At 74.0% G+C, this 24,198-nt stretch carries 22 protein-coding genes and 1 riboswitch; of the genes, 14 read left to right on the forward strand and 8 right to left on the reverse strand.

Annotated features, from left to right (window positions below; translation table 11 throughout):
• The first annotated feature begins 127 nt into the window (after window positions 1-127).
• From ABZ873_RS12180 to ABZ873_RS12195, 4 genes are read left to right on the forward strand one after another with little or no spacing between them, the layout of a single operon-like run.
• Complete coding sequence (locus tag ABZ873_RS12180; protein ID WP_360869358.1) at window positions 128-1,042, forward strand: glycosyltransferase family 1 protein; 915 nt, start codon at window positions 128-130, stop codon at window positions 1,040-1,042.
• The gene (locus ABZ873_RS12185) at window positions 1,039-2,106 is read left to right on the forward strand and encodes a glycosyltransferase (RefSeq protein ID WP_360869139.1); all 1,068 of its coding nucleotides are present in this window, start codon (window positions 1,039-1,041) and stop codon (window positions 2,104-2,106) included. Before ABZ873_RS12180 ends, ABZ873_RS12185 begins: the two co-directional genes overlap by 4 nt.
• A complete protein-coding gene (locus ABZ873_RS12190) occupies window positions 2,103-3,122 on the forward strand; it encodes a glycosyltransferase (RefSeq protein WP_360869142.1) in 1,020 nt (339 codons plus the stop codon). The genes ABZ873_RS12185 and ABZ873_RS12190 overlap by 4 nt, the downstream gene beginning before the upstream one ends.
• Window positions 3,107-3,922, forward strand: a complete 816-nt coding sequence (locus ABZ873_RS12195) for a glycosyltransferase family 2 protein (RefSeq protein ID WP_360869145.1) — start codon at window positions 3,107-3,109, stop codon at window positions 3,920-3,922. Before ABZ873_RS12190 ends, ABZ873_RS12195 begins: the two co-directional genes overlap by 16 nt.
• A gap of 487 nt (window positions 3,923-4,409) precedes the next feature.
• Here the strand turns inward: ABZ873_RS12195 and ABZ873_RS12200 are convergent, their stop codons facing one another.
• The 5 genes from ABZ873_RS12200 to ABZ873_RS12220 all read right to left on the reverse strand — a co-directional run bounded on the left by ABZ873_RS12200 (window position 4,410) and on the right by ABZ873_RS12220 (window position 8,285).
• A complete protein-coding gene (locus tag ABZ873_RS12200) occupies window positions 4,410-4,595 on the reverse strand; it encodes a hypothetical protein (protein WP_360869148.1) in 186 nt (61 codons plus the stop codon).
• A gap of 15 nt (window positions 4,596-4,610) precedes the next feature.
• Window positions 4,611-5,039, reverse strand: a complete 429-nt coding sequence (locus ABZ873_RS12205; RefSeq protein ID WP_360869151.1) for an Asp23/Gls24 family envelope stress response protein — start codon at window positions 5,037-5,039, stop codon at window positions 4,611-4,613.
• Between the two features lie 128 nt (window positions 5,040-5,167).
• Window positions 5,168-5,947 (reverse strand): enoyl-CoA hydratase/isomerase family protein, encoded by a 780-nt coding sequence (locus ABZ873_RS12210; protein ID WP_360869154.1) that lies wholly within the window; start codon window positions 5,945-5,947, stop codon window positions 5,168-5,170.
• 156 nt (window positions 5,948-6,103) lie between these two features.
• Complete coding sequence (locus tag ABZ873_RS12215; RefSeq protein ID WP_360869157.1) at window positions 6,104-6,325, reverse strand: helix-turn-helix domain-containing protein; 222 nt, start codon at window positions 6,323-6,325, stop codon at window positions 6,104-6,106.
• 361 nt (window positions 6,326-6,686) lie between these two features.
• The gene (locus ABZ873_RS12220) at window positions 6,687-8,285 is read right to left on the reverse strand and encodes an ABC-F family ATP-binding cassette domain-containing protein (protein ID WP_360869160.1); all 1,599 of its coding nucleotides are present in this window, start codon (window positions 8,283-8,285) and stop codon (window positions 6,687-6,689) included.
• Between the two features lie 282 nt (window positions 8,286-8,567).
• On the opposite strand from ABZ873_RS12220, the gene ABZ873_RS12225 reads away from it, so the two are divergent.
• Window positions 8,568-9,458 carry a neutral zinc metallopeptidase gene (locus tag ABZ873_RS12225; RefSeq protein ID WP_360869163.1) on the forward strand — a complete coding sequence of 297 codons (891 nt, stop codon included), beginning with the start codon at window positions 8,568-8,570 and terminating at the stop codon, window positions 9,456-9,458.
• 62 nt (window positions 9,459-9,520) lie between these two features.
• On the forward strand, window positions 9,521-9,916 hold the full coding sequence (locus ABZ873_RS12230) for a VOC family protein (protein WP_360869165.1): 396 nt from the start codon (window positions 9,521-9,523) through the stop codon (window positions 9,914-9,916).
• 32 nt (window positions 9,917-9,948) lie between these two features.
• Here ABZ873_RS12230 and ABZ873_RS12235 read toward each other — a convergent pair whose 3' ends face one another.
• Together ABZ873_RS12235 and ABZ873_RS12240 are read right to left on the reverse strand one after the other, a co-directional pair.
• Complete coding sequence (locus tag ABZ873_RS12235) at window positions 9,949-11,394, reverse strand: hypothetical protein (protein WP_360869360.1); 1,446 nt, start codon at window positions 11,392-11,394, stop codon at window positions 9,949-9,951.
• A 206-nt stretch (window positions 11,395-11,600) separates the two neighbouring features.
• Window positions 11,601-12,731, reverse strand: coding sequence for an alpha/beta fold hydrolase (locus ABZ873_RS12240; RefSeq protein WP_360869168.1), 1,131 nt, complete (start codon window positions 12,729-12,731; stop codon window positions 11,601-11,603).
• Window positions 12,732-13,066: 335 nt separating this feature from the next.
• Between ABZ873_RS12240 and ABZ873_RS12245 the strand changes: the two genes are divergently transcribed.
• The 7 genes from ABZ873_RS12245 (at window position 13,067) to ABZ873_RS12275 (ending at window position 21,717) form a co-directional block, all read left to right on the forward strand.
• Complete coding sequence (locus ABZ873_RS12245) at window positions 13,067-14,338, forward strand: inorganic phosphate transporter (protein ID WP_360869171.1); 1,272 nt, start codon at window positions 13,067-13,069, stop codon at window positions 14,336-14,338.
• Window positions 14,339-14,384: 46 nt separating this feature from the next.
• Complete coding sequence (locus tag ABZ873_RS12250) at window positions 14,385-14,606, forward strand: hypothetical protein (RefSeq protein ID WP_360869174.1); 222 nt, start codon at window positions 14,385-14,387, stop codon at window positions 14,604-14,606.
• Between the two features lie 158 nt (window positions 14,607-14,764).
• Window positions 14,765-14,851: riboswitch (cobalamin riboswitch) on the forward strand.
• A 58-nt stretch (window positions 14,852-14,909) separates the two neighbouring features.
• On the forward strand, window positions 14,910-15,866 hold the full coding sequence (locus tag ABZ873_RS12255; RefSeq protein ID WP_360869177.1) for a cobalamin biosynthesis protein: 957 nt from the start codon (window positions 14,910-14,912) through the stop codon (window positions 15,864-15,866).
• Window positions 15,863-17,383 (forward strand): cobyric acid synthase, encoded by a 1,521-nt coding sequence (locus ABZ873_RS12260; protein ID WP_360869179.1) that lies wholly within the window; start codon window positions 15,863-15,865, stop codon window positions 17,381-17,383. The genes ABZ873_RS12255 and ABZ873_RS12260 overlap by 4 nt, the downstream gene beginning before the upstream one ends.
• 88 nt (window positions 17,384-17,471) lie before the next feature.
• A complete protein-coding gene (locus tag ABZ873_RS12265; RefSeq protein ID WP_360869181.1) occupies window positions 17,472-19,616 on the forward strand; it encodes a putative cobaltochelatase in 2,145 nt (714 codons plus the stop codon).
• Window positions 19,616-20,215 carry a cob(I)yrinic acid a,c-diamide adenosyltransferase gene (cobO, locus tag ABZ873_RS12270; protein WP_360869184.1) on the forward strand — a complete coding sequence of 200 codons (600 nt, stop codon included), beginning with the start codon at window positions 19,616-19,618 and terminating at the stop codon, window positions 20,213-20,215. Before ABZ873_RS12265 ends, cobO begins: the two co-directional genes overlap by 1 nt.
• The gene (locus ABZ873_RS12275) at window positions 20,209-21,717 is read left to right on the forward strand and encodes a cobyrinate a,c-diamide synthase (protein ID WP_360869186.1); all 1,509 of its coding nucleotides are present in this window, start codon (window positions 20,209-20,211) and stop codon (window positions 21,715-21,717) included. The genes cobO and ABZ873_RS12275 overlap by 7 nt, the downstream gene beginning before the upstream one ends.
• A gap of 11 nt (window positions 21,718-21,728) precedes the next feature.
• On the opposite strand, the gene ABZ873_RS12280 is transcribed toward ABZ873_RS12275, so the two are convergent.
• Window positions 21,729-22,451, reverse strand: a complete 723-nt coding sequence (locus ABZ873_RS12280) for a ZIP family metal transporter (RefSeq protein ID WP_360869189.1) — start codon at window positions 22,449-22,451, stop codon at window positions 21,729-21,731.
• A 212-nt stretch (window positions 22,452-22,663) separates the two neighbouring features.
• On the opposite strand from ABZ873_RS12280, the gene cobC reads away from it, so the two are divergent.
• Window positions 22,664-24,085: an Rv2231c family pyridoxal phosphate-dependent protein CobC gene (cobC, locus tag ABZ873_RS12285; RefSeq protein WP_360869193.1), complete on the forward strand. Its 1,422-nt coding sequence runs from the start codon at window positions 22,664-22,666 to the stop codon at window positions 24,083-24,085.
• Window positions 24,086-24,198: the final 113 nt, after the last annotated feature.

The following is a 24,198-nucleotide window of genomic DNA, read 5'->3' on the forward strand; positions in this document are numbered from 1 at the left end:
GTCCGTACCTGCCGGCCACGTGTACGTTCGGCACTGCTCCGCCGCGGAGCCCGACGGCGTTACCCGGCTGTCGGATCCTCGCCCGAACGGAGCCCCCAGTACGTCACAGCGCTGGTGGCCGCCGGTGATGCTCGACCCGGACTGGGTGGGTGCTCACCACGAGGACTTCGATGTCTTCCACCTGCACTTCGGCTTCGACGCCCAGAGCCCTGCCCAGCTCTCCGCACTCGTGGACGCTCTTCGCCTGCACGGGAAACCGCTCGTCTATACGGTGCACGACCTCCGCAATCCTCATCAGCCGGACCCTGCCACCCACGATGCAGCCCTCGACGTGGTCATCCCCGCAGCCGACCATCTGATCACCCTGACTCCCGGCGCGGCCCAGAGCATCCGCAGCCGCTGGAACCGGACAGCAACCGTGCTGCCCCACCCGCACGTGGTGGAACTGGCACGCCTCACCCGCCCCCGGCCGGTCCGCGACCGCTTCCGGGTCGGCGTGCACGCCAAGAGCCTGCGCCCCAACATGTCCGTCCTCCCCGTGGTACGAGTCCTCGCGGACACGGTGGCCGAACTCAGTAGTGCCGAGCTACAGGTCAACATCCACCGAGAGGTGGCCGATCCCAGATCCGCAGCCCACGCTCCGCACCTCCTCCAGGCGCTGGAAGAGCTGGCGGACCGAGGGCGCCTCACCCTCACCGTCCACGACTACTTCGACGACGACCAGCTCTGGGACTACCTCGCGTCTTTGGACCTGTCGGTGCTGCCCTACCTCTTCGGCACCCACTCCGGATGGCTGGAGGCGTGCCACGACCTGGGCACCGCCGTCGCCGCCCCGGACTGCGGCTTCTACGCCCAGCAGCGCCCCTGTCTGACCTACGGCCACAGCCAGCAAGGGGGCCTCGACGAGGGATCTTTGCGCGCGGCGGTGCAGACGGCGTACGAGGAGCGGCCGGCGCCGCGGGCCACCGAGCAGCACCGCACGCAGGAGCGGGACGCACTCGCCGCCGCCCACCGAGCCCTGTACACGAGCACGCTGCAATGAGCAGCCTGCGTGTGGCCCTCATCGCATCCGCGCGCTTTCCGATCAGTGAGCCGTTCGCCGGAGGACTGGAAGCACATACGTGGTGGCTCGCCCACGCCCTGCACCGGCGGGGCCACCGCGTGGAGCTCTTCGCCGCACCTGGCTCCGACCCGAGGCTGGGCGCCCGTGAACTTGCAGTACGTCGCCCCAGGCTCAGTCAGGCGGCGCGCTCCGATGCGAGCATGCCCAGTGCCATGTGGATGGAAGAGCACCATGCCTATCTGGGGCTGATGCTGGACCTGGCGCGAGACGGTGAGCACCGATTCGACGTGGTGCACAACAACAGCCTGCATCACCTCCCCGTCGCCATGGCGTCGGCACTGCGCATTCCCGTGGTGACCACGCTCCACACGCCGCCCACGCCGTGGCTGGAGTCCGCCATCACCGCCCAGGAAAGCTGCCCGGTGACGTTCACGGCCGTCAGCCGGTTCACCGCCGACGCCTGGCAGGCGACCGTCCCCTCCGCCCGAGTGGTGCGCAACGGTATCGACATGGACTTCTGGCGGCCGGGGCCGGGAGGCGGCAGCCTCGTGTGGTCCGGCCGCATGGTCCCCGAAAAGGCACCCCACATGGCGATCACATCCGCTCGTGCGGCCGGGATGGCACTGCGGATCGCGGGGCCGATCTCGGATCGGACGTACTTCGCGGACCGGATCGAGCCCCTGCTGGGAGAGGACGTGCGCTACGTCGGCCACCTGGACCGCCGTGAGCTCGCCGAACTCCTGGGTTCCGCGAGCGCAGCGCTGGTAACGCCCAGCTGGGACGAACCCTACGGACTCGTGGTCGCCGAGGCGCTGGCCTGCGGCACGCCAGTCTGCGGCTTCGACCGCGGCGCACTGTCAGAGATCCTCACACCGGACTGCGGCCTCCTGGCACCTCCCGGTGACGTCGAGGCGTTGGCGCAGCTCATTCCCCGCGCCACAAAGCTCGATCGCCGTGACGCCCGCCGCAGGGCGGAGCAGTTCTGCTCCCTCGACCGCACCGCCGACGCCTACACGGACCTGTACGAGGAGGTGGCGCAGTGATCGGCTACTACGTCCACCACCAGGGCCTCGGCCACCTGCACCGGGCCCAGTGCATCGCCGCGCACGTACAGGACACGCTGACCATCCTGTCCTCCCTTCCCCGGCCGGAAGCGTGGACACGTGAGTGGGTGCCGCTGCCCCCGGACAGCGACGACGCCCCTGTGGACCCTACGGCTCGTGGGCGCCTGCACTGGGCGCCGGTCCACCACCAAGGCCATCAGGAGCGGATGGGGACCATCGCCGAGTGGATCAGGCGGACGCGTCCCACGCTGTTCGTCAGCGACGTATCGGTGGAGGCCGCCGCGCTGGCCCGCCTGATGGGCACCCCGGTCGCGATCGCTGCCATGCGCGGCGACCGCAGTGATGAAGCCCACCGCCTGGCCTACGATCTTGCGGACGCCCTCATCGCTCCCTGGCCCGAGTCCTTCCCCGAGCGGGACTGGCCAGCGCACTGGCATGCCAAGACCCTGCACACCGGCAGCATCTCCCGCTACGACGGCCGCCCGCATCTCGCCTCCGGCAGCGATGACCCGCCCTCCCGGAAGGAAGTAGTGGTGATGCTGGGGGCCGGAGGGACTGACGTCACCGATCGTGAACTCGAGGAAGCGATCCGCGCCACCCCCGACTGGTCCTGGACCTTCCTCGGCGGCCCGCGGGCCCACTGGACCGACGACCCGTGGCCGCTGCTGTGCCGCGCGGACGTCGTCGTCACCCACGCGGGCCAGAACGCCATCGCCGAGTGCGCGGCCGCCCGCGTTCCCACCATCGTCATCCCCCAGGACCGCCCCCACGGGGAGCAGCGCGCGACCGCCCGAGCCCTGCACGCGGCAGGTCTGGCGACCGTGCGGGACAGCTGGCCGGCCCCGCACGCCTGGGCCAGACTTCTGGTGGAAGCAGCCGCCCTGCAAAATCGCTGGGAACGCTGGTCTCCCGGCGATGGCGCCCAGAGAGCAGGACGTCTGCTCACCGAACTGGCTCGGCGCACACCGAGGCAGCCCGTATGCGTAGCGCAGTGATCACCATCGCGGCGGGCCGCCACTCCCATCTGCTGCTGCAGCAGGACGGTCTCACACGTAGCCCCCGCGCCCCGGACCACTATGTCGTCGTCTCCATGGCCGACCCCGAAATCCAGGACGTCGTAGCCGGCAGGAACCCGGTCGCGGACGTCATCTTCGTCCCCCTGGAGGACGGGCGTCTGCCGTTGGCCGCCGCCCGCAACGCCGGCGCCGCACGAGCCCTGGCAGCCGGTGCGGACCTCCTGGTCTTCCTCGACGTGGACTGCGTCCCCGGCCCCACCCTCCTCGACGGATACACCCGTGCCGCCCAGGACGGCGCCCTGCTCTGCGGCACCATCGCCTACCTGCCGCCCCCACCCGCCCAGGGCTACCGGCTCGACGACCTCGCCGACATGGCACCGCCCCACCCGGCCCGCCCCACACCCGCAGACGGGCAAGTCTTCCGTGGAGGAGACCCCCGGCTGTTCTGGTCACTGTCGTTCGCCCTCACCGCCCGTACCTGGAACCACATCGGCGGGTTCTGCGCGGACTACACCGGCTACGGCGCCGAGGACACCGACTACGCCTCCACCGCAACCCGGCTCGGCGTGGACCTCTGGTGGGTCGGCGGGACACCTGCCTATCACCAATACCACCCGACCCAGCACCCTCCCGTCCAGCACATCGACGACATCATCCGCAACGGAGCCCTCTACAGGCGTCGTTGGGGGACATGGCCCATGGAGGGCTGGCTGCGCGACTTCGAACAGCTAGGACTGGTGCAGTACATCCCCGCCACGGACACGTGGTGCAGAAGGTGAAGCCCCGTACAGTCCTTGATCTTCGCGCGTTCAAGCACTGAGAAACTCCATGGGACGGCCACGCGACCGGCGCGCTGGCACCGGTGCAGACAGCACCGACAGCGAAAGAAGGCTACCCCGGTGGCCCCCGCATCCTCAGGCGTGCCTGGCGGGAAAGATCAGCAGCTTCTGCGGCGGGGCCAGCGTTGGCGTTCCAGGGTGGTAGTCGTACAAGCGACCTGCAAGCCAAAGGCGCGGCGTGTTGTCCCGGCTGCGGCTGGTCAGACACCCGCCCGGGATGCGGTCGGCGCGCCATCCCTCGTAGACGGCGTCCCGGTGTTGGCCGGGCCCCCCGGGCCGCGCCCCCCCCGCGGGGGGCGCACAAGGGGGGGGGGGGGGGGGGGCCCCCCCGGGGGGGGGGGGGGGGTTGGGGGGGGGTGGGGGGGGGGGGGGGGGGGGCGCGGGGGGGCCCGGCGGGGTGGCCTGCGGCAGGCTGCTCATCGCGGGCTCACCTCCGCCGGTCGTCGCGGCGGCGGAACAGGTCCCCGGCGTCCAGGTCCCCGTCGAGGAAGCGGCCGGCGACGAAGCCGACGGCTCCGAGGGCCGCCACCAGCAGGAAGGCACCGAAGCCGCCGAAATACCCGGCGAACCCCAGGGCCATGCCGGCCAACAGGCCGGCGACCGCCATGCTCATGTGGGCTCCTCTCGGCTACTGGAGTCGGGACTCCGGCTCCTCGTCGGGCTCATCGGGCAGTTTGACGTCGCTCACGGCGATGTTGACCTCGACGACCTCCAGGCCGGTCATGCGCTCGACCGCGGAGACGACGTTCTCACGGACCGCCCGGGCCACCTCGCGGATCGACACGCCGTAGTCGACGACGATCTCCAGATCGAGGGCCGTCTGGACCTCGCCGACCTCGGCCTTGACCCCGCGGGTGACCGAGGCGGACTTCCCGCCGCCGGGAACCCGGTCGCGGACGGCGCCGAGGGTGCGGGAGAGGCCGCTGCCCAGGGCGTGGACGCCGACCACCTCACGGGCGGCCAGACCGGCGATCTTCTCGACCACCCCGTCCGCGATGGTGGTGCGGCCCCGGTCGCCGGGTGCCTTGTGGGAGCCCCCTGATGCGCTGTCGGTCATCGCGTGTCCCTTCACGTGTACGGACTCACTCCGCACCACGTTAGGCGCGCGCGGACAGGACGGCGCCCCGGGACTACGCCGGTCGGCGTGCTCCCGGGGCGCGGCACGGCACGCATCACCCGTTCGGGTCAGTCGGAGAGTCCTGCCAGGTCGCGCAGCCGGCGGGCCTGGGCGGCGCGCTCGGCGGCGCGCTGGTCGTCGTACGGGCGGGACTGCGCGGCGCGCAGCAGGGCCTTGGTCTCGATCACGGCATCCCGCGGCGGGGCCAGCAGGGCGGTGGTGAGGTCCTGCACGGCGGCGTCGAGCTCGTCGGCGGGGACCACGAGGTTGGCGAGGCCGACCCGCTCCGCCTCCTCGGCGTGGACGAAGCGGCCGGTCGCGCAGATCTCCAGCGCGCGGGCGTAGCCGACGAGGGAGGCCAGCGGCTGGGTGCCGGCCAGGTCGGGTACGAGGCCCAGGCTGGTCTCGCGCATGGCGAACTGCACGTCGTCCGCGACAACGCGCAGGTCGCAGGCGAGGGCGAGCTGGAAGCCGGCGCCGATGGCGTGCCCCTGCACGGCGGCGACGGAGATGATGTCGTTACGCCTCCACCAGGTGAACGCCTCCTGGTACTCGGAGATCGTGGCGTCGAGCAGTTCGTCGCTGCCGCGCGCCAGATCGAGGAAGGACGGCTCGCCCTCGAAGCCTTCGGGGGTGAACGCCTGCCGGTCGAGCCCTGCGGAGAAGGACTTGCCCTCGCCGCGCAGCACGACCACCCGGACGGTGCCCGGCAATGACCTGCCCGCCTCGGCCAAAGCCCGCCAGAGCGCGGGGGATTGGGCATTTCGCTTGGCCGGGTTGGTCAGTGTCACCGTGGCGACCGTGTCGTCGACGGTGAGCCGTACGCCGTCCTTGTCGAGCAGAGCCATCTGTGTGCCTCCGGTGTGCAGTCGGCCGCAAGCCCGGCCTAAGTGACTGCACAGTAACCACCCGGCCGGCCTGCGGGCCGACCGGGGGTCACCGAAGGGAACGTCGGATCATGTGGGCCTCGGAGCGGTTGGAGCCGTGGAACGGTGGGGCCGGGGTCAGGGCGTAGCGGCCTTCTTGCCGCGCGTGGCGCCTCCGCGCCCGCGCAGCGAGACCCCGGACTCACTGAGCATCCGGTGGACGAATCCGTAGGACCGGCCGGTTGCCTCGGCCAGCGCCCGGATGCTCTCACCGGAGTCGTACTTCTTCTTCAGGTCTGCCGCGAGCTTTTCACGCGCGGCGCCGGTCACCCGGCTGCCCTTCTTCAGAGTCTCGGCCACCCGTGCCTCCTCATGGGAAGTGCGCTCTGGACTTCTCATGATCACCCCTCCCACGCTTCCTGGCCACCCATTCAGCAAGGTCGGTACGGCGGCATTTCCCGAGGGGTGGACATGCGGGCCGTACGGAGTCGCCCGCTCCACCGCATGACTTCCGTCACACTCCGCCGCCCTCGGCAGAAATCACCAGGTCAGCGGCGCGGAACCGGAAAACGAACGGCCCCGGCCGCGCCCGCGAGGGGGTGCGGCCGGGGCCGTCGTACGGCGCGCGACGGTACGAGACCGTCTCACTCAGATGATGGATCACCCGTGAGCCGAATGATCCATAAGGAATTGGATCAGAAGCGGAACCGGAACCGGAACCTCAGGCGAGGGCCACCAGGTCCCGGTAGTCCGGGCCCCACAGGTCCTCCACGCCGTCCGGGAGCAGGATGATCCGCTCCGGCTCCAGCGCCTCCACGGCGCCCTCGTCGTGCGTGACGAGGATGACCGCGCCCTTGTACGTGCGCAGCGCGCCCAGGATCTCCTCGCGGCTGGCCGGGTCGAGGTTGTTGGTGGGCTCGTCGAGGAGCAGCACGTTCGCCGAGGAGACCACCAGCGTGGCCAGGGCCAGCCGGGTCTTCTCGCCGCCGGAGAGCACCCCGGCGGGCTTGTCCACGTCGTCCCCGGAGAAGAGGAAGGAGCCGAGCGTCTTGCGTACGTCGACCAGGTCCAGGTCGGGCGCGGAGGAGCGCATGTTCTCCAGGACCGTGCGGTCCGGGTCCAGGGTCTCGTGCTCCTGGGCGTAGTAGCCGAGCTTGAGCCCGTGGCCGGGGGTGACCTGGCCGGTGTCGGGCTGCTCGGCGCCCGCGAGCAGCCGCAGCAGGGTGGTCTTGCCGGCGCCGTTGAGGCCCAGGATGACCACGCGGGAGCCCTTGTCGATGGCCAGGTCGACGTCGGTGAAGATCTCCAGGGAGCCGTAGGACTTCGACAGGCCCTCGGCGGTCAGCGGGGTCTTGCCGCAGGGCGCCGGGTCCGGGAAGCGCAGCTTGGCGACCTTGTCGGAGACGCGGACGGCCTCCAGCCCGGACAGCAGCCGCTCGGCGCGCTTGGCCATGTTCTGGGCGGCGACCGTCTTGGTGGCCTTGGCGCGCATCTTGTCGGCCTGGGAGTTCAGGGCCGCGGCCTTCTTCTCGGCGTTCTGGCGCTCGCGCTTGCGGCGCTTCTCGTCGGCCTCGCGCTGCTGCTGGTAGAGCTTCCAGCCCATGTTGTAGACGTCGATCTGGGAGCGGTTGGCGTCCAGGTAGAAGACCTTGTTCACGACGGTCTCGACCAGGTCGACGTCGTGGGAGATCACCACGAAGCCGCCGCGGTAGTTCTTGAGGTAGTCCCGCAGCCAGACGATCGAGTCGGCGTCGAGGTGGTTGGTGGGCTCGTCGAGGAGCAGGGTGTCGGCGTCCGAGAAGAGGATCCGGGCGAGCTCGACGCGGCGGCGCTGACCGCCGGAGAGGGTGTGCAGCGGCTGGCCGAGGACCCGCTCCGGGAGGCTGAGGGCGGCCGAGATGGTCGCCGCCTCGGACTCGGCGGCGTATCCGCCCTTGGTCAGGAACTCGGTCTCCTGGCGCTCGTACTGCTTGAGGGCCTTCTCGCGGGTGGCGCCGGAGCCGGTGGCGATGCGCTCCTCGTTCATCCGCATCTTCTTGAGCAGGACGTCGAGGCCGCGGGCGGAGAGGATCCGGTCGCGCGCGAGGACGTCGAGGTCGCCCGTGCGGGGGTCCTGCGGGAGGTAGCCCACCTCACCCGAGCGGGTGATGGTGCCGCCGGCGGGCATGCCCTCGCCGGCGAGGCACTTGGTGAGGGTGGTCTTGCCCGCTCCGTTGCGGCCGACGAGGCCGATGCGGTCGCCCTTGGCGATGCGGAAGGAGGCGGACTCGATGAGGATGCGGGCGCCGGCGCGCAGCTCGATGCCGGTGGCGGTGATCACGGAAATGCTCCAGGGCGGTCGGGACGGCGGAAGAGGGGGGCAGGACGCGATGCTTCGACGCCGCTAATCCGCGAGGAGATTTGCCATGGGAGTCATTCTACCGGGGGTGCGCAACCGGTTTCCGGGGCGCCGTCCGGGGCATCCGCGCTCCCGGACCGGCGTACCGCGTCCCCCGTCCGGCCCAGCGGGGCGGCGTGAGGGGCCGATGCGCGCCGGGACGAACGGGTCGATACTCGGCAGGACGGCCGCGGGGCGGCGTCTCCATCACGAGGGCGGTGCGGGATGCAGTTCGACGACAACGCCAACCTGGACACCTCCGAGGTCAAGGACGTGCGCGGGAGCCGCGTCCCGGGCGGGCGGGCCACGATCGGCGGCGGGCTCGTCGGCATCGTCGCGGTGATCCTCGGGCTGATCTTCGGCGTCGGCCCGGACCAGCTGGGCCTCTCCCCCGGCGAGGAGGAGCCCTCGGCGGCGGCCTCCTCGGTGAACCAGGTGCAGCAGGCGTGCCGGACGGGCCAGGACGCGAACGCGCGGGAGGACTGCCGGCTGGTCGCGGTGGTCAACAGCACCCAGGACTACTGGCGCCAGGAGTTCACCCGGCGCCAGGGCACGTACGCACCGGCCTCGACGGTGTTCTTCACCGGCCGGGTGAACACGGCCTGCGGCGCCGCCACCTCCGCGGTGGGCCCCTTCTACTGCCCGGCCGACCGGCAGGTCTACCTGGACCTGGGCTTCTTCGACGAGCTGCGGACGAAGTTCGGCGCGAGCGGCGGCCCCTTCGCCCAGGCGTACGTCGTCGCCCACGAGTACGGGCATCACATCCAGAACCAGCTGGGCACCCTCCAGCGCGCCCAGGACGGGCAGCAGGGCGCCAACAGCAACGCCGTCAAGGTCGAGCTCCAGGCCGACTGCTACGCGGGGGTCTGGGCGCACAACGCCACCCGCACCCCGGACGAGTCCACCGGGCGGCCCCTCATCACCAATCTGACCGACCAGGACATCCGGGACGGGCTGGACGCGGCCGCGGCCGTCGGCGACGACCGGATCCAGGAGAAGTTCCAGGGCCGGGTGAACCCGGAGTCCTGGACCCACGGCTCGGCCGAGCAGCGCCAGCAGTGGTTCTACCAGGGCTACCGGACGGGCGACATGGCCCAGTGCAACACCTTCCGCTGACTGCCGGTCCCGCCTGCCATGCTGGGTGACGCGGGTCACCATCACGAGAGGGAGTGATCGTCATGGCAGGCGTTCCGTCCATCTGTCCCACGCTGGTCTACCGCGACGCGAAGGCGGCCATCCGGCTGCTGACCGAAGCCTTCGGCTTCAGCCAGGTCGCGGTGTACGAGGGCGAGGACGGCTCGGTGGTGCACGCGGAGCTGGCGTACGGCAACGGCATGGTGATGCTCGGCAGCAAGGGCACCGGCAGCGTCTTCGACAAGGCCATGGAGGGCGGTGGCCCCTCGGGCACCTATGTGGTCGTGGAGGACGTGGACGCCCATCACCGGCGGGCCGCCGAGCACGGGGTGGAGATCCTGATGGAGCCCACCGACCAGGACTACGGCTCCCGCGACTACATGGCGCGGGACGCCGAGGGCAACATCTGGAGCTTCGGGACGTACGCGCCGCAGGTCTGAGACCGGCGGCGCGTACGCGCGTAGCGCGGTGCTCAGACGCCGCCGGTGTGGACCTGGAAGGCGGCCCGGCGCACGGCCTTGGCCAGCGCCGGGTCGGGGTGCGCCGCGGCCAGCGCGACCAGCACCTGCACGGTGCGCGGATGACCGACGGCGCGGACCTCGTCCAGCAGCCGCGGGACGGTGGTGCGCACCGCCGAGTCCAGGTGGCGGGCCAGCAGCTCGGCCTCGCCGTGGTCCGCGATGGCCGCCGCGGTGTCCACCCAGAGCCAGGTGGACTCCTCGGCGGTGAGCACGTGCTGGGCCTCGTCGGGGTCGATGCCGTCGTGCTCGGCGAGCCAGAGCAGCGCGTACGGGCGCAGCGCGGGCTCCCGGACGGCGGCGCGCACCTCGGGCTCGGCGGGGGCGCCGACGACCCGCAGCGCCTCGAAGGCCAGGCCGCGCAGCAGGGCGTCCTCCCCGCGGGCGGCCTGCAGCAGCTCGGCGACGGCGTGGCCGACGGGCCGGGCGGCGAGCCACGCCCGGTACTCGGCGCGGGCGGGGCCGGGGGTGAGCCGGGCGCAGCCGTGCAGCATGGCGGCGGCGGACTGCTCGATGTTCCCGGCGGGGCTCTGCGCGGCGACGCAGATCTGCTCCAGCTTGACCCAGACGGCCCAGCTCCCGAGCGGGGTGAGGGTGGCCCGGGCGGGGCCGAGGGTGACGGCGTCCACGGCGGCGAGCCCGCCGAGCGCCCAGCGCAGCAGCCGGGCGAGCGGGAAGGGCCGGCCGTCCTCGGCGGCGGCACCGGCCGGGGCGACGGAGGCGGGCGCGGGTGCGGCGGGCGCGGCCACGGCGCAGGCGGCGGCCGGGGCGGGAGCCTGAGCCGGGGCAGGTGCCTGAGCCGGAACCTGCGCCGCGGCGGTCCGGGCCGCCGCGGGCTCGGCCTCGTAGGGGATCTCGCACCGCTCGTCGCGCAGTTCGCTGACGCGCTGCCCGAGCAGGTCGAGCAGGTCCGGGACGGTCACCGGCCCGGCGGACAGCTGGAGCAGCGACAGGAGCTGCGGCATGGCCTCGACCACCTCGGCGACGGCCGCGGGGGCGATGTCGGCGGGGGCCGGGTGGACCAGGGACCAGGCGTCGAAGAGGGCGACCCAGCCGCGCAGGACGGCGGTGTCGTCGCGGTCCCAGGCGCGCAGCCGCCAGCCCGGCCGGGCATGGCCGCCGTGCACCTCGACCAGGCCGGCCAGCCGGGCGCGGTCCCAGCCGACACGGATCTGGCCGTGCGTCAGGCCCAGTTCCTCGGCGGCGCGTTCCACGTAGGCGGCGGGCAGCGCTCCGGTGGGGGCCGGGCTCGCGCCGTCCCCCGCACCGAGGTGGAGCTCGGCCCAGCGGGTCAGCCGGACGGCGTCGGCCAGCGAGGCCCGGGCCCGGTTCGCGAGGTCGGCGGTGGCCGGCGTGCCCGCCGGGGGCCGCGGAGCGGGCCGGGTCCGGCGGTCGGTCACCGCCTTGCGGGCCGTCGCGACGGAGCGCGGGGAGACGAGTCGGAGTCTGGAGTCGCGAGCCAACTGCTCATCAGGCTTTCGGGACGTCACGGAAGCAGTCTCGCCCGTCACCGGCCGAAAGCCCAAACGGAATGGGCTCCTTCCGCCACCGGCCCCGGGGCAGACCGGGACAAGCCGCCCGCAGGACCCGCTCCGTCACACGGCCTTCACATCAGCGGGGTGAGGAAGCGGCGCAGGGTCTCCTCGTAGCCCGCGGGGTCGGCGTTCCACATGGCGCCGTGTCCCGCCTCCGGCACGGTGTGCAGGGTGACGAGGTCGGGGCGGGCGGCGGCGAGCCTGCGGGAGGGCTCCCAGGGGGCGAGCGTGTCGTCGGGCCCGTGGAAGATCAGTACGGGGACCCGCAGGGCGGCGGGATCGGCGCCCGGGGGCCGCCGGTCGGCGCGCAGGCCCGCCCGGCTCTCGGCGGAGCGCACCGCGAGCGGCAGTACCGCGGCCGGGGTGCGGCGCGCGGCGGCGAGGCCGCGCAGGGTGGCGTGCCGGTCGAGGACCGGGGAGTCCAGGACGAGGCCGGAGATCCGGTCGGCCAGCGCCGAGCGTTCGAGGGCGTGCAGGGCCATGGTGGCGCCGGTGGACCAGCCGTGCAGGATCACCCGGCGGGCGCCGTAGCGCAGGGCGTAGCGGATGGCGGCGTCGAGGTCGCGCCACTCGGACTCCCCGAGGTGGCCGAGGCCGTCCGGGGAGGCGGGGGCGCCGAGGTCGCCGCGGTAGGCGAGGGCGAGGACGGGCAGCCGGTGGCGGTGCAGGAGGGGCATGACCGCCATCGGGTGCTCCCGGGTGGCGCCGAGCCCGTGCACGGTGATCACCCAGGTGTCCCGGATGGCGGGCACGAACCAGGCGGGCAACGCCCCGAGCTCCCCGGGCACGTCCACATCGGCGTGGTCGAGGCCGAGGGCCGAGCGCGGGTCCCCGGCGTACACCTGCGGGGTGAGGGTGACCCGGGTGCCGGGGGCGAGGCGGCCGTGGGTGACGGCGAGGAGGCGGCGGACGACGGTGTCCGGGCCGTGACCGGCCCCGGGCAGCACCTCCCCGACGGCGGCGTGCAGCCCGGGGGCGGTGAGGCCGTAGACACCGGGGCGAAGGGAGAGGAGGGAGCGGGTCAGCTCGACCCGGTCCTCCGCGGCCGAGTGGACGCTGAGCCGGCGCCCGCCGGGCAGGGGCCGCCCGGGCTCGGGCCGCAGGGCCGCGTCGGCGGCGTACCTGCCGAGCGCCACGGCGGCCGCGCCCGCGCCGAGAAGGGTCGTGGTGACGGCCGCTGCCGTCGCAGTCACGGTACGCACTGCTCCAGTGTCGGGCTGCGAGCTCCTGCGGGCCACCGGAAGCGGAATCCAGCGCGTCGCCGGAGGAGATCACTCCGGCGGGAGCGGAGGGGTGAGTGATCTAGGTCTCTTTCGGGGGGCGGGAGGCGGGGCCGGGGGTGCTCGTGGGTACCTGCCGGGGGGTCCGTTCGCCCGGTCCTGACGTGCATTAATAGCGATATCGGCGGATGAATCAGGACGAATGTCCGGATCACGCCCCGTGCCCGTACACCGCTCCGCCCGAGCCAGTTCACCTTCCGTTCATCCAGGTTGCCTACGTTCGCCGAGCCACTGACGCCAAACAGAAGCCTGGGTAAATGGAGCACATAACGCTTCTCCTCGGGATCGTGATCATCACCGCTCTCGTGTTCGACTTCACGAACGGTTTCCACGACACGGCCAACGCGATGGCCACCACCATCTCGACCGGCGCCCTCAAGCCCAAGACCGCGGTGGCCATGTCCGCCGTGCTCAACCTCGTCGGCGCGTTCATGTCCGTGGAGGTCGCCAAGACGATCTCCAAGGGCCTCGTCAACGAGGAAGGCATCCAGCCAGAGGTGATCTTCGCCGCCCTGGTCGGCGCGATCCTCTGGAATCTCGTCACCTGGCTGGTCGGACTCCCGTCCAGTTCCTCCCACGCCCTGATGGGCGGCCTGATCGGTGCCGCGGTCGCCTCCGCCGGCATCGGCGCGGTCAACGGCGGAGTCGTCGTGACCAAGGTCCTCATCCCCGCGATCGCCGCCCCGCTGGTGGCCGGCATCGCCGCGTACCTGGCCGCCAAGCTGACCTACAAGCTGGGTGGCAAGGTCGGCGAGAAGACCTCCGCCAAGGGCTACCGCGCCGGTCAGATCGCCTCGGCCGGTCTGGTCTCCCTGGCGCACGGCACCAACGACGCGCAGAAGACGATGGGCATCATCACCCTGGCCCTGATCGCCGGCGGCGCGCTCGCCCCCGACGCGAACCCGCCGGTGTGGGTCATCGTCTCGGCCGGTATGGCCATCGCGCTCGGCACCTACCTGGGCGGCTGGCGCATCATCCGCACCATGGGCAAGGGCCTGACCGACCTCCAGCCGCAGCAGGGCTTCGCCGCCCAGACCTCGGCCGCGTCCGTCATCCTCGCCTCCTCGAACCTGGGCTTCTCGCTCTCCACCACCCACTCGTGCTCCGGCGCGGTCATGGGTGCCGGTCTGGGCCGCAAGGGCGGTGTGGTCCGCTGGTCCACCGCCACCCGCATGTTCGTCGCCTGGGGTCTGACCCTGCCGGCCGCCGCACTGGTCTCCGCCGGTGCCGAGCTGGTCATGCGCGTCGGTGACGTGGGCGTGGCCGCCGTCACGGTCTTCCTGGTCGGCTCCTGCCTGGCCATCTGGCTGATCTCGCGCCGCCAGGTCGTCGACCACCACAACGTCAACGAGGTGGAGCCGGCCGGCGCCACCGAGGAGCCGGGCGTCGTCACCACCGCGATGGCCGCCGTCACCGTCCCGCCGACCGTCGCCGCCGCCGGTACCACCGCCGCCGTCACGGACGAGGACCTCAAGGCCACCATCCCAGCCGCGACCCAGAACGAGGCGGCCCCGGCCGCCGCGGTCTGACCGCGGCCAGGACGACCGAGACCAGAGACACAGAGGAACCGGCAGTATGAAGATCGACTGGGCAGCGCTCGGCTCCGTGTTCGGGGTCAGCCTCCTCGCCACCGTCGCCCTCGTGGCCCTCTTCACCCTGGGCCTGGTGGGCCTGTCCAAGCACGAGACCGCCACCGAGCAGGGCGGTACGGCCACCCTCGCGCGCAGCGGCGCCTACGCCTGCTTCGCCGTCATCGCGGCGGCCGTGGGCTACGGGATCTACCTGATCGTCGCCTGATCCGCCGCCCCGCGGCCGGCCGGGCTCGAAGGCTCCCTCCGGGTTTGTCCCGGAGGGAGCCTTTCGCATGCCCCGCCCCTCCTCCGCCGCAGGTCAACGGCGAGTTGACGGGCCTTCTGGGTGCGTGGTGGACTGCCCGAGCCAATACGGCGGCATGGAGAGGAAGTCCGGTGCGATTCCGGCGCGGTCCCGCCACTGTCACCGGGGAGCGCACGCCGTGCGTGCGCCCCGGGAGCCAGGAACTCTCGCCGCCGGACACGTCGAACCAGGGCGCGGACCCTGAGTGAGGACATACCTGCCACCATGCGTGCCGATCGCGTCTTCGCGTACGGCGCCACGGCCGGCCTGATCGGCGACCGGATCCTCGGTGATCCCCGCCGAGGGCACCCCGTGGCCGCCTTCGGACGAGCCGCCGCCGCCGTCGAGCGCACCCTGTGGCGCGACGACCGCGCCCGGGGCGCCCTGCACACCGCGCTCTGCATGGGGGGCGCGGCCGCCGTCGGCGCGCTCGGCGCCCGCGCCGTGCGCTCCCGGCCCGCGGCGGCCCGTATCGCGCTGACCGCCGCCGCCACCTGGGCCGTCGTCGGCGGCACCTCGCTGGGCCGGGAGGCCCGCGCCATCGGCGGCGCGCTCGCCGCCGGGGACACCGAGGTCGCCCGGGAGCGGCTGCCGCACCTGTGCGGGCGCGACCCGCAGGCCCTGGACGGGCAGCAGCTGGCCCGCGCCGTCGTGGAGTCCGTCGCCGAGAACACCTCCGACGCGGTGGTCGGGGCCCTGGTGTGGGGCGCCGTCGGCGGGGTCCCCGGGCTGCTGGCCTTCCGCGCCGTGAACACCCTGGACGCGATGGTCGGCCACCGGTCGCCCCGCCACCTGCGCTACGGCTGGGCCTCCGCCCGGCTCGACGACGTGGCGGGCTGGCCCGGCGCCCGGCTGACGGCCCTCGCCGCCGTACTGGCCGGTCCCGACCGGCGGGGTGCCGTACGGGCCTGGCGCGCGGACGCCGCCGCGCACCCCAGCCCGAACGCCGGGCCCGTCGAGGCGTCCTTCGCGGGGGCCCTCGGTGTCCGGCTGGGCGGCACCCTGGCCTACGGCGGCCGGGTCGAGCACCGGGCCGTGCTCAACGGCGCGGCCGGACGGCCGGTGGAGGTCGCGGACATCGACCGGGCGGTCCGGCTGTCCCGGCAGGTGACCTGGCTGGCGCTGGGCGCCTGCGTGGCGGCGCGGACGCTGGCGGCACGGATACGAGGGGGACGCGGATGAACGGCGCCAAGCGCGGCGGCGGACTGCTGGTCGCCGGTACGACCTCCGACGCGGGCAAGAGCGTGGTCACGGCCGGCATCTGCCGCTGGCTGGCCCGGCAGGGCGTGAAGGTGGCGCCCTTCAAGGCGCAGAACATGTCGCTGAACTCCTTCGTCACCCGCGAGGGCGCCGAGATCGGGCGCGCCCAGGCCATGCAGGCGCAGGCGGCCCGGGTGGAGCCGACGGCGCTGATGAACCCGGTGCTGCTCAAGCCCGGCAGCGACCGCAGCAGCCAGGTGGTGCTGCTGGGCAAGCCGGTGGGCGAGATGAGCGCCCGCGGCTACCACGGGGGACGCCAGGAGCAGCTGCTCGGCATCGTCACGGACTGCCTGGAGCAGCTGCGGGGCACGTATGACGCCGTGATCTGCGAGGGGGCGGGCAGTCCGGCCGAGATCAACCTGCGCCGGACCGACATCGTGAACATGGGCATCGCGCGGGCCGCGCGCTTCCCGGTGGTCGTCGTCGGCGACATCGACCGCGGCGGGGTGTTCGCCTCCTTCTTCGGGACGACGGCGCTGCTCTCCCCGCAGGACCAGCAGCTGATCGCCGGGTACCTCGTCAACAAGTTCCGCGGCGACGTCTCCCTGCTGGAGCCCGGCATGGAGATGCTGCGCGGGCTGACCGGGCGGGCCACCTACGGGGTGCTGCCCTTCCAGCACGGGCTGGGCATCGACGAGGAGGACGGCCTGCGGGTCTCGCTGCGCGGGGCCGTGCGGGAGTCCGTGGTGGCGCCGCCCGTGGGCGAGGACGTGCTGCGGGTGGCCGTGTGCGCGGTGCCGCTGATGTCGAACTTCACGGACGTGGACGCGCTCGCGGCGGAGCCGGGGGTCGTGGTGCGGTTCGTGGACCGGGCCGAGGAGCTGGCCGACGCGGACCTGGTCGTCGTACCGGGCACCCGCGGCACGGTGAAGGCGCTGGCCTGGCTGCGCGAGCGCGGGCTCGCGGACGCGCTGGCCCGGCGGGCGGCCGAGGGCCGGCCGGTGCTGGGCATCTGCGGCGGCTTCCAGGCCCTCGGCGAGCACATCGAGGACGAGGTGGAGTCCCGCGCGGGCGCGGTGGAGGGCCTGGGCCTGCTGCCGGTACGCGTCCGCTTCGAGCGGGAGAAGACCCTGGCCCGGCCCACCGGGACCGCCCTCGGCGAGCCCGTCGACGGGTACGAGATCCACCACGGGGTGGCCCGGGTGCTGGGCGGGGAGCCCTTCCTCGACGGGTGCCGGGTGGGCTCGGTGTGGGGCACGCACTGGCACGGCTCGCTGGAGTCGGACGGCTTCCGCCGGGCCTTCCTGCGGGAGGTGGCGGCGGCGGCCGGGCGGCGGTTCGTCCCGGCCCCGGACACCTCGTTCGCGGCGCTGCGGGAGGAGCAGCTCGACCTGCTGGGCGATCTGATCGAGGAGCACGCGGACACCGGCGCGCTGCTGCGGCTGATCGAGGGGGGCGCCCCCGCCGGCCTGCCGTTCCTCCCGCCGGGCGCGCCATGACGGCGGCGGAGCCCCCGGCACGGCGCCGCACCGGCCCGGACCGCACCCCCCGTACGCACACCCGGATCCGCACAGAGAGAGGCACCGCATGAGCACGCCCTATCCGTTCACCGCCGTGGTCGGCCAGTCCGACCTGCGGCTGGCGCTCCTGCTGAACGCCGTGAGCCCGGCGGTCGGCGGCGTCCTCGTACGCGGCGAGAAGGGCACCGCCAAATCCACCGCCGTGCGCGCCCTGTCGGCGCTGCTGCCGCAGGTGGACGTGGTCCCCGCCTGCCGCTTCTCCTGCGCGCCCGCCGCCCCGGACCCGGCCTGCCCGGACGGCCCGCACGAGGCCGGTCCCGGTGACGCGCGCGCGGCCCGCATGGTGGAGCTGCCCGTCGGCGCCTCCGAGGACCGTCTCGTCGGCGCGCTCGACATCGAGCGGGCGCTCTCCGAGGGCGTGAAGGCGTTCGAGCCCGGACTGCTCGCCGACGCCCACCGGGGCATCCTCTACGTGGACGAGGTCAACCTCCTCCACGACCACCTGGTGGACGTGCTCCTCGACGCCGCCGCCATGGGCGCCTCCTACGTGGAGCGCGAGGGCGTCTCCGTCCGGCACGCCGCCCGCTTCCTGCTCGTCGGCACCATGAACCCGGAGGAGGGCGAGCTGCGGCCGCAGCTGCTCGACCGGTTCGGGCTGACCGTGGAGGTGGCCGCCTCCCGGGTGCCCGCCGAGCGCGTGGAGGTCGTACGCCGCCGGCTCGCCTACGAGGACGATCCCGCGGGCTTCGCCACCCGCTGGGCCGGGGACGAGGCCGAGGTCCGGGCCGGGGTGGTGGCCGCGCGGGCGCTGCTGCCGCAGGTCCGGCTGGGTGACAACGCGCTGCTGATGATCGCCGCGGTCTGCGCGGGCTTCGAGGTGGACGGCATGCGCGCCGACATCGTCATGGCCCGTACGGCGTGCGCGCTGGCCGCCTGGGCCGGGCGTACCGCCGTCCTCAAGGAGGACGTGCGGCAGGCCGCGCTGCTGGCGCTGCCCCACCGGCGGCGGCGGGCGCCCTTCGACGCGCCGGGGCTGGACGAGGCCAAGCTCGACGAGCTGCTGGACGGCTTCGACGACGACGAGCCGGAGCCCGACCCGGAGCCGCAGCCGGACCGGGAGCCGGACCCCGAGCCCGGTCCCGAGGGTCCGGAGGACCCGGACGGCGGCCCCGACGGCGACGGCGGCGGTCCCGGCGGCGGTGTGCCCCCGCAGGGCGGCGGACCGCAGGACGCGCCCGAGCCGGCCGAGGCCCCGGAGGAGCCGCGTCCGGCCGAGGCCCCGGCGGACTCCCCCGACCCGGCGAAGCCCTCGGCGCAGGGTGCCGACGGGCCCGAGCAGGCCGCCGTACGGGCCTCCGCGCCCTTCCGGACCCGGGTGCTGAGCGTGCCGGGGCTCGGCGAGGGCGCGGCCGGGCGGCGTTCGCGCGCCCGGACCGCGCACGGCCGGACCACCGGCTCCCAGCGCCCGCGCGGCCACCTCACGAAGCTGCACCTGGCGGCCACCGTGCACGCCGCCGCCCCGCACCAGAAGGCGCGCGGCCGGGCCGGGCGCGGCCTGGTGATCCGCAAGGACGATCTGCGGCAGGCCACGCGGGAGGGCCGGGAGGGCAATCTCGTGCTCTTCCTCGTCGACGCCTCCGGCTCCATGGCCGCCCGGCAGCGCATGAGCGCCGTCAAGGGCGCCGTGCTCTCGCTGCTCCTGGACGCCTACCAGCGCCGGGACAAGGTCGGCCTGATCACCTTCCGGGGGACCTCCGCGGAGCTGGCGCTGCCGCCGACCTCCTCGGTGGACGCGGCCGCCGCCCGGCTGGAGCGGCTGCCCACGGGCGGCCGGACCCCGCTGGCCGCCGGGCTGCTCAAGGCGCACGAGGTGCTGCGGATCGAGCGGCTGCGGGACCCCTCGCGGCGGCCGCTGCTCGTCGTCGTCACCGACGGCCGGGCCACCGCGGCCGGCGGGGCCGCCGGTGAGGGCGACCCGCGCGAGCTGTCGGCGCGCGGCGCGCGGCTGCTGGCCGCCGGGGGGACCGCCTCGGTGGTCGTGGACTGCGAGTCGGGGCCGGTCCGGCTGGGGCTGGCCGGAGCGCTGGCCGCGGAGCTGGGCGGGCCCTCGGTCACGCTCGACGGGCTGCGGGCCGACTCGCTGGCCGGGCTCGTGAAGGACGTACGTACCGCTACAACTCCCGCTCCGCACACCACCAGGAGGGCCGCGTAATGCCTCAGGGACAGCCGTCCGTCGTTCCGGACGACGGACTCACGACGCGCCAGCGCCGCAACCGCCCGCTCGTCTTCGTGCACACCGGCCCCGGCAAGGGCAAGTCCACGGCGGCCTTCGGGCTGGCGCTGCGCGCCTGGAACCAGGGCTGGCCGGTCGGGGTGTTCCAGTTCGTCAAGTCGGCGAAGTGGAAGGTCGGCGAGGAGAACGCGCTCAAGGTGCTCGGCGCCTCCGGCGAGGGCGGGTCCGTCGTCTGGCACAAGATGGGCGAGGGCTGGTCCTGGGTGCAGCGCGACGCGCAGCTCGACAACGAGCAGGCGGCGAAGGAGGGCTGGGAGCAGGTCAAGCGCGATCTGGCCGCCGAGACGCACAAGCTGTACGTGCTGGACGAGTTCGCGTACCCGATGCACTGGGGCTGGATCGACGTCGACGAGGTCATCGAGGTGCTGCGGAACCGCCCCGGCACCCAGCACGTGGTGATCACGGGCCGCAACGCGCCGGAGAAACTGGTGGAGTTCGCGGACCTGGTCACCGAGATGACCAAGGTGAAGCACCCGATGGACGCCGGCCAGAAGGGCCAGAAGGGCATCGAGTGGTGACCTCGTCCGACATACCCCGGCTGGTCGTCGCCGCGCCCTCCTCCGGCAGCGGCAAGACCACCGTGGCCACGGGCCTGATGGCCGCCTTCACGGAGCGCGGCCTCGCCGTGTCCCCGCACAAGGCCGGGCCCGACTACATCGACCCCGGCTACCACGCGCTGGCCACCGGCCGGCCGGGCCGCAACCTGGACGCCTTCCTGTGCGGGCCGGAGCTCGTCGCCCCGCTGTTCGCGCACGGGGCCGCCGGCTGCGACCTCGCCGTGGTCGAGGGCGTGATGGGGCTCTACGACGGGGCCGCGGGCCGGGGTGAGCTGGCGTCGACGGCGCAGGTGGCGAAGCTGCTGCGGGCGCCGGTGGTGCTGGTGGTCGACGCCTCCTCGCAGTCGCGGTCGGTGGCCGCGCTGGTGCACGGCTTCGCCTCCTTCGACCCGCAGGTGCGGCTGGGCGGCGTCATCCTCAACAAGGTCGGCTCCGACCGGCACGAGGTGATGCTCCGGGAGGCCCTGGAGGAGGCCGGGATGCCGGTGCTGGGCGTGCTGCGGCGGGCTCCGCAGGTGGCCACGCCCTCGCGGCACCTGGGTCTGGTGCCGGTGGCCGAACGGCACACCGACGCGCTGGCCGCGGTGGCGGCACTGGCCGACCAGGTGCGGGCGGGCTGCGACCTGGACGCCCTGATGGCACTGGCCCGCACGGCACCCCCACTGACCTGCGAGGCATGGTCGCCGCATCAAGCCCCGCCGGCATTGCATCCAGCCGCGCCGGCGTTCGAGGCGCCGTCGCCGAATCCAGCCCCGCCGACGATTGAGGCGCGGGGTCCGGGGCAGCGCCCCGGCCACGGCGCCGCACCGCACGACCGGCCGGTCATCGCCGTCGCGGGCGGAGCCGCGTTCACCTTCTCGTACGCCGAGCACACCGAACTGCTCACCGCGGCGGGCGCCGAGGTCGTCACCTTCGACCCGCTGCGGGACGAGGCCCTGCCCGAGCGCACGGCCGGTCTGGTGATCGGCGGCGGCTTCCCCGAGGTGTACGCGCCCGAGCTGTCCGCGAACGAGCCGCTGCGGGCAGCCGTAGCGGCCTTCGCCGCGGCCGGCGGCCCGGTGGCGGCCGAGTGCGCCGGGCTGCTCTACCTGGCGCGGTCGCTGGACGGCCGGCCGATGTGCGGGGTGCTGGACACGGGCGCGCGGATGTCGGACCGGCTGACCCTGGGCTACCGGCAGGCCGTGGCGGTGTCCGACAGCGCCCTGGTGGCGGCGGGCACCCGGCTGCGCGGGCACGAGTTCCACCGGACGGTCACGGAGCCGGGGGCCGGGGCCTCCCCCGCCTGGGGGTTCACGCATCCGGAGCGCCGGGTGGAGGGCTTCGTCCAGGGCGGTGTGCACGCCAGCTACCTGCACACGCACTGGGCCGCGGAGCCCTCGGTGGCCCACCGGTTCACGCGGGCCGCGGCCGCGGCGGCGGCCTCCGGCGCCACGGCCCGGGACGCCTCGGCAGCCCGGCGGTGAGACCGGCCGGATCACTCCGCGAGGCCCACCACGAGCCAGATGCCGGCCACCCCGCCCACCGTGCACAGCAGCGTGGACAGGGCGGGATGCCGGTGGTGGGCCTCGGGCAGGATCTCGGCCGAGGCCAGGTAGAGCAGGACCCCGCCGAAGAACCCGAGGTACGCGCCGAGCGGTTCCTCCGGAAGGGTGAACAGCAGGGTGGACGCCGCGCCCACCACGGGGGCGGCGGCGTCGGCGAACAGCATCAGCAGGGCCTTGCGGCGGTCGTTGCCGTAGAGGCTGGTCAGTGTGTACGTGTTGAAGCCGTCGGCGAAGTCGTGGGTGACGACCGCCAGCGCCACGGCCACGCCCATGCCGCCGCCGACCTGGAAGGCGGCGCCCAGCGCCACCCCGTCGGCGAGGCTGTGGCCGACCATGGCGGCCGCGGTCAGCCCGACCTGCGGGACGCGGGCGCCGTCCTCGGCGCCGTGCGCGGCCTGCCGTACGGCCAGGAGCCGTTCGACGACGTGGGCGACGAGGAAGCCGGCCACGAAGAGCAGCAGGGCGAGCGGGACGCCGAAGATCTCGTCACCCGCCGCGTGCAGGGCCTCCGGGAGCAGGTCGAGGCCGACGACGCCGAGCATCAGCCCGCCGGCGAGGCCCAGCACGAGGTGGCGGCGGTCGGTGACGCGCTGCGCCGTCCAACCGCCCGCCAGGGTCATCAGGAACGCGCCCAGCGCCACGATCACGGCCATGTGCCCCTGGATACAGACTCCGCGTCGTGCGCGCACGTCCCCGCGCGGGCCGCGGGCGGCGCGCTGTTGACGCCCGACGGCTCGTCACCGGGGCCGCGGGGCGCCAGACTCACCAGTCGTGGCGCGCGGCTCATGTCCGGCGGGCGGGCGGACAGGAGCGCAGGGCGTCCGGTGGTGTGCCGGTGACCGCGACTACGGAAGGAGGGCCCCCGGTGGGCGAGTACAGGACACAGCTGGTGGTCGGGGTCGGCGGCCGGGCGGGGGTCTCCGTCGCGGAGGTCTGCGCCCTGGTGGAGGAGACCCTGCGGGGTGCCGGGCTGGCCGCGGAGGCCGTGACGGCGCTGGCCACGGTGGAGTCGAAGACGGCGGAGCCGGGGCTCGCGGGCGCGGCGGAACGTTTCGGCGTGCCCCTGGTCGGCTATCCGGCGGCCCGGCTCGCCGCCGTGGAGGTCCCCGAGCCCTCGGAGGCCGTACGGCTCGCCGCCGGGACCCCGTCGGTGGCGGAGGCCGCGGCCCTGGCCACGGGCGGGGAACTCCTCGTACCCAAGCGGCGTTCGGTCTCGGCCACCTGCGCGGTGGCCACGGCGCAGGGCCACGACCTGCGGCACCACGGGGACGCCGAGGTGATCGACGCGGGCTCCGCGCTGGTGGACCTCGCGGTCAACGTACGGGCGCACACGCCGCCGGAATGGCTCACCCGGCGGATCGCCGACTCCCTCGGGGACCTCGCGGCCTACCCGGACGGGCGGGCGGCGCGGGCGGCGGTGGCGGACCGGCACGGGCTGCCGGTGGAGCGGGTGCTGCTGACGGCGGGGGCGGCGGAGGCGTTCGTGCTGATCGCCCGCGCCCTGGAGGCCGTACGGCCGGTCGTGGTGCATCCGCAGTTCACGGAGCCGGAGGCGGCCCTGCGGGACGCCGGGCACCGGGTGGAGCGGGTGGTGCTGCGGGCCGCGGACGGGTTCCGGCTGGACCCGGCGGCGGTGCCGGAGGACGCGGACCTGGTGGTGATCGGCAACCCGACCAACCCGACCTCCGTGCTGCACCCGGCCGGGGTGCTGGCCGCGCTGGCCCGGCCGGGCCGGATCCTGGTGGTGGACGAGGCGTTCATGGACGCCGTGCCGGGCGAGCGGGAGGCCCTGGCGGGGCGGATGGACCTGCCGGGGCTGGTGGTGCTGCGGAGCCTGACGAAGACCTGGGGGCTGGCGGGGCTTCGGATCGGCTATGTGCTGGCCGAGCCCGAGGTGATCGCGAAGCTGGCGGCCGCGCAGCCGCTGTGGCCGGTGTCGACGCCCGCGCTGGTGGCGGCGGAGGCGTGCGTGGCGCCCGCCGCGCTGGCCGAGGCGGAGGAGGCGGCGCGGCGGATCGCGGTGGACCGGGCGCATCTGCTGGCCGGGCTGGCGGAGTTCGAGGAGGTGGAGGTCGCCGGGGTGGCGGAGGGGCCGTTCGTGCTGATCCGGGTCGCGGACGGCGCCGGGGTCCGCACCCGGCTGCGCGCGCTGGGCTTCGCCGTGCGCCGGGGGGACACCTTCCCGGGCCTGGACCGCTCCTGGCTGCGCCTCGCGGTCCGCGACCGGGCCACGACGGGCCGCCTCCTCCAGGCCCTGGACCGGGCCCTCACCCTGACGTCCCGCTGACCCCGGGGACGCGACGGGGGCTCCGGAAGCTCCGGAGGCGGTTCGCCCGGACGGGCGCCTACGATGGCGCCGGGGGCGGGGCCGCGTGAGGATCCCCGCATCGGGACACCGCA

Origin of the sequence: Streptomyces sp. NPDC047014 (genome assembly GCF_040644195.1) — a bacterium.
GTDB lineage: Bacteria > Actinomycetota > Actinomycetes > Streptomycetales > Streptomycetaceae > Streptomyces.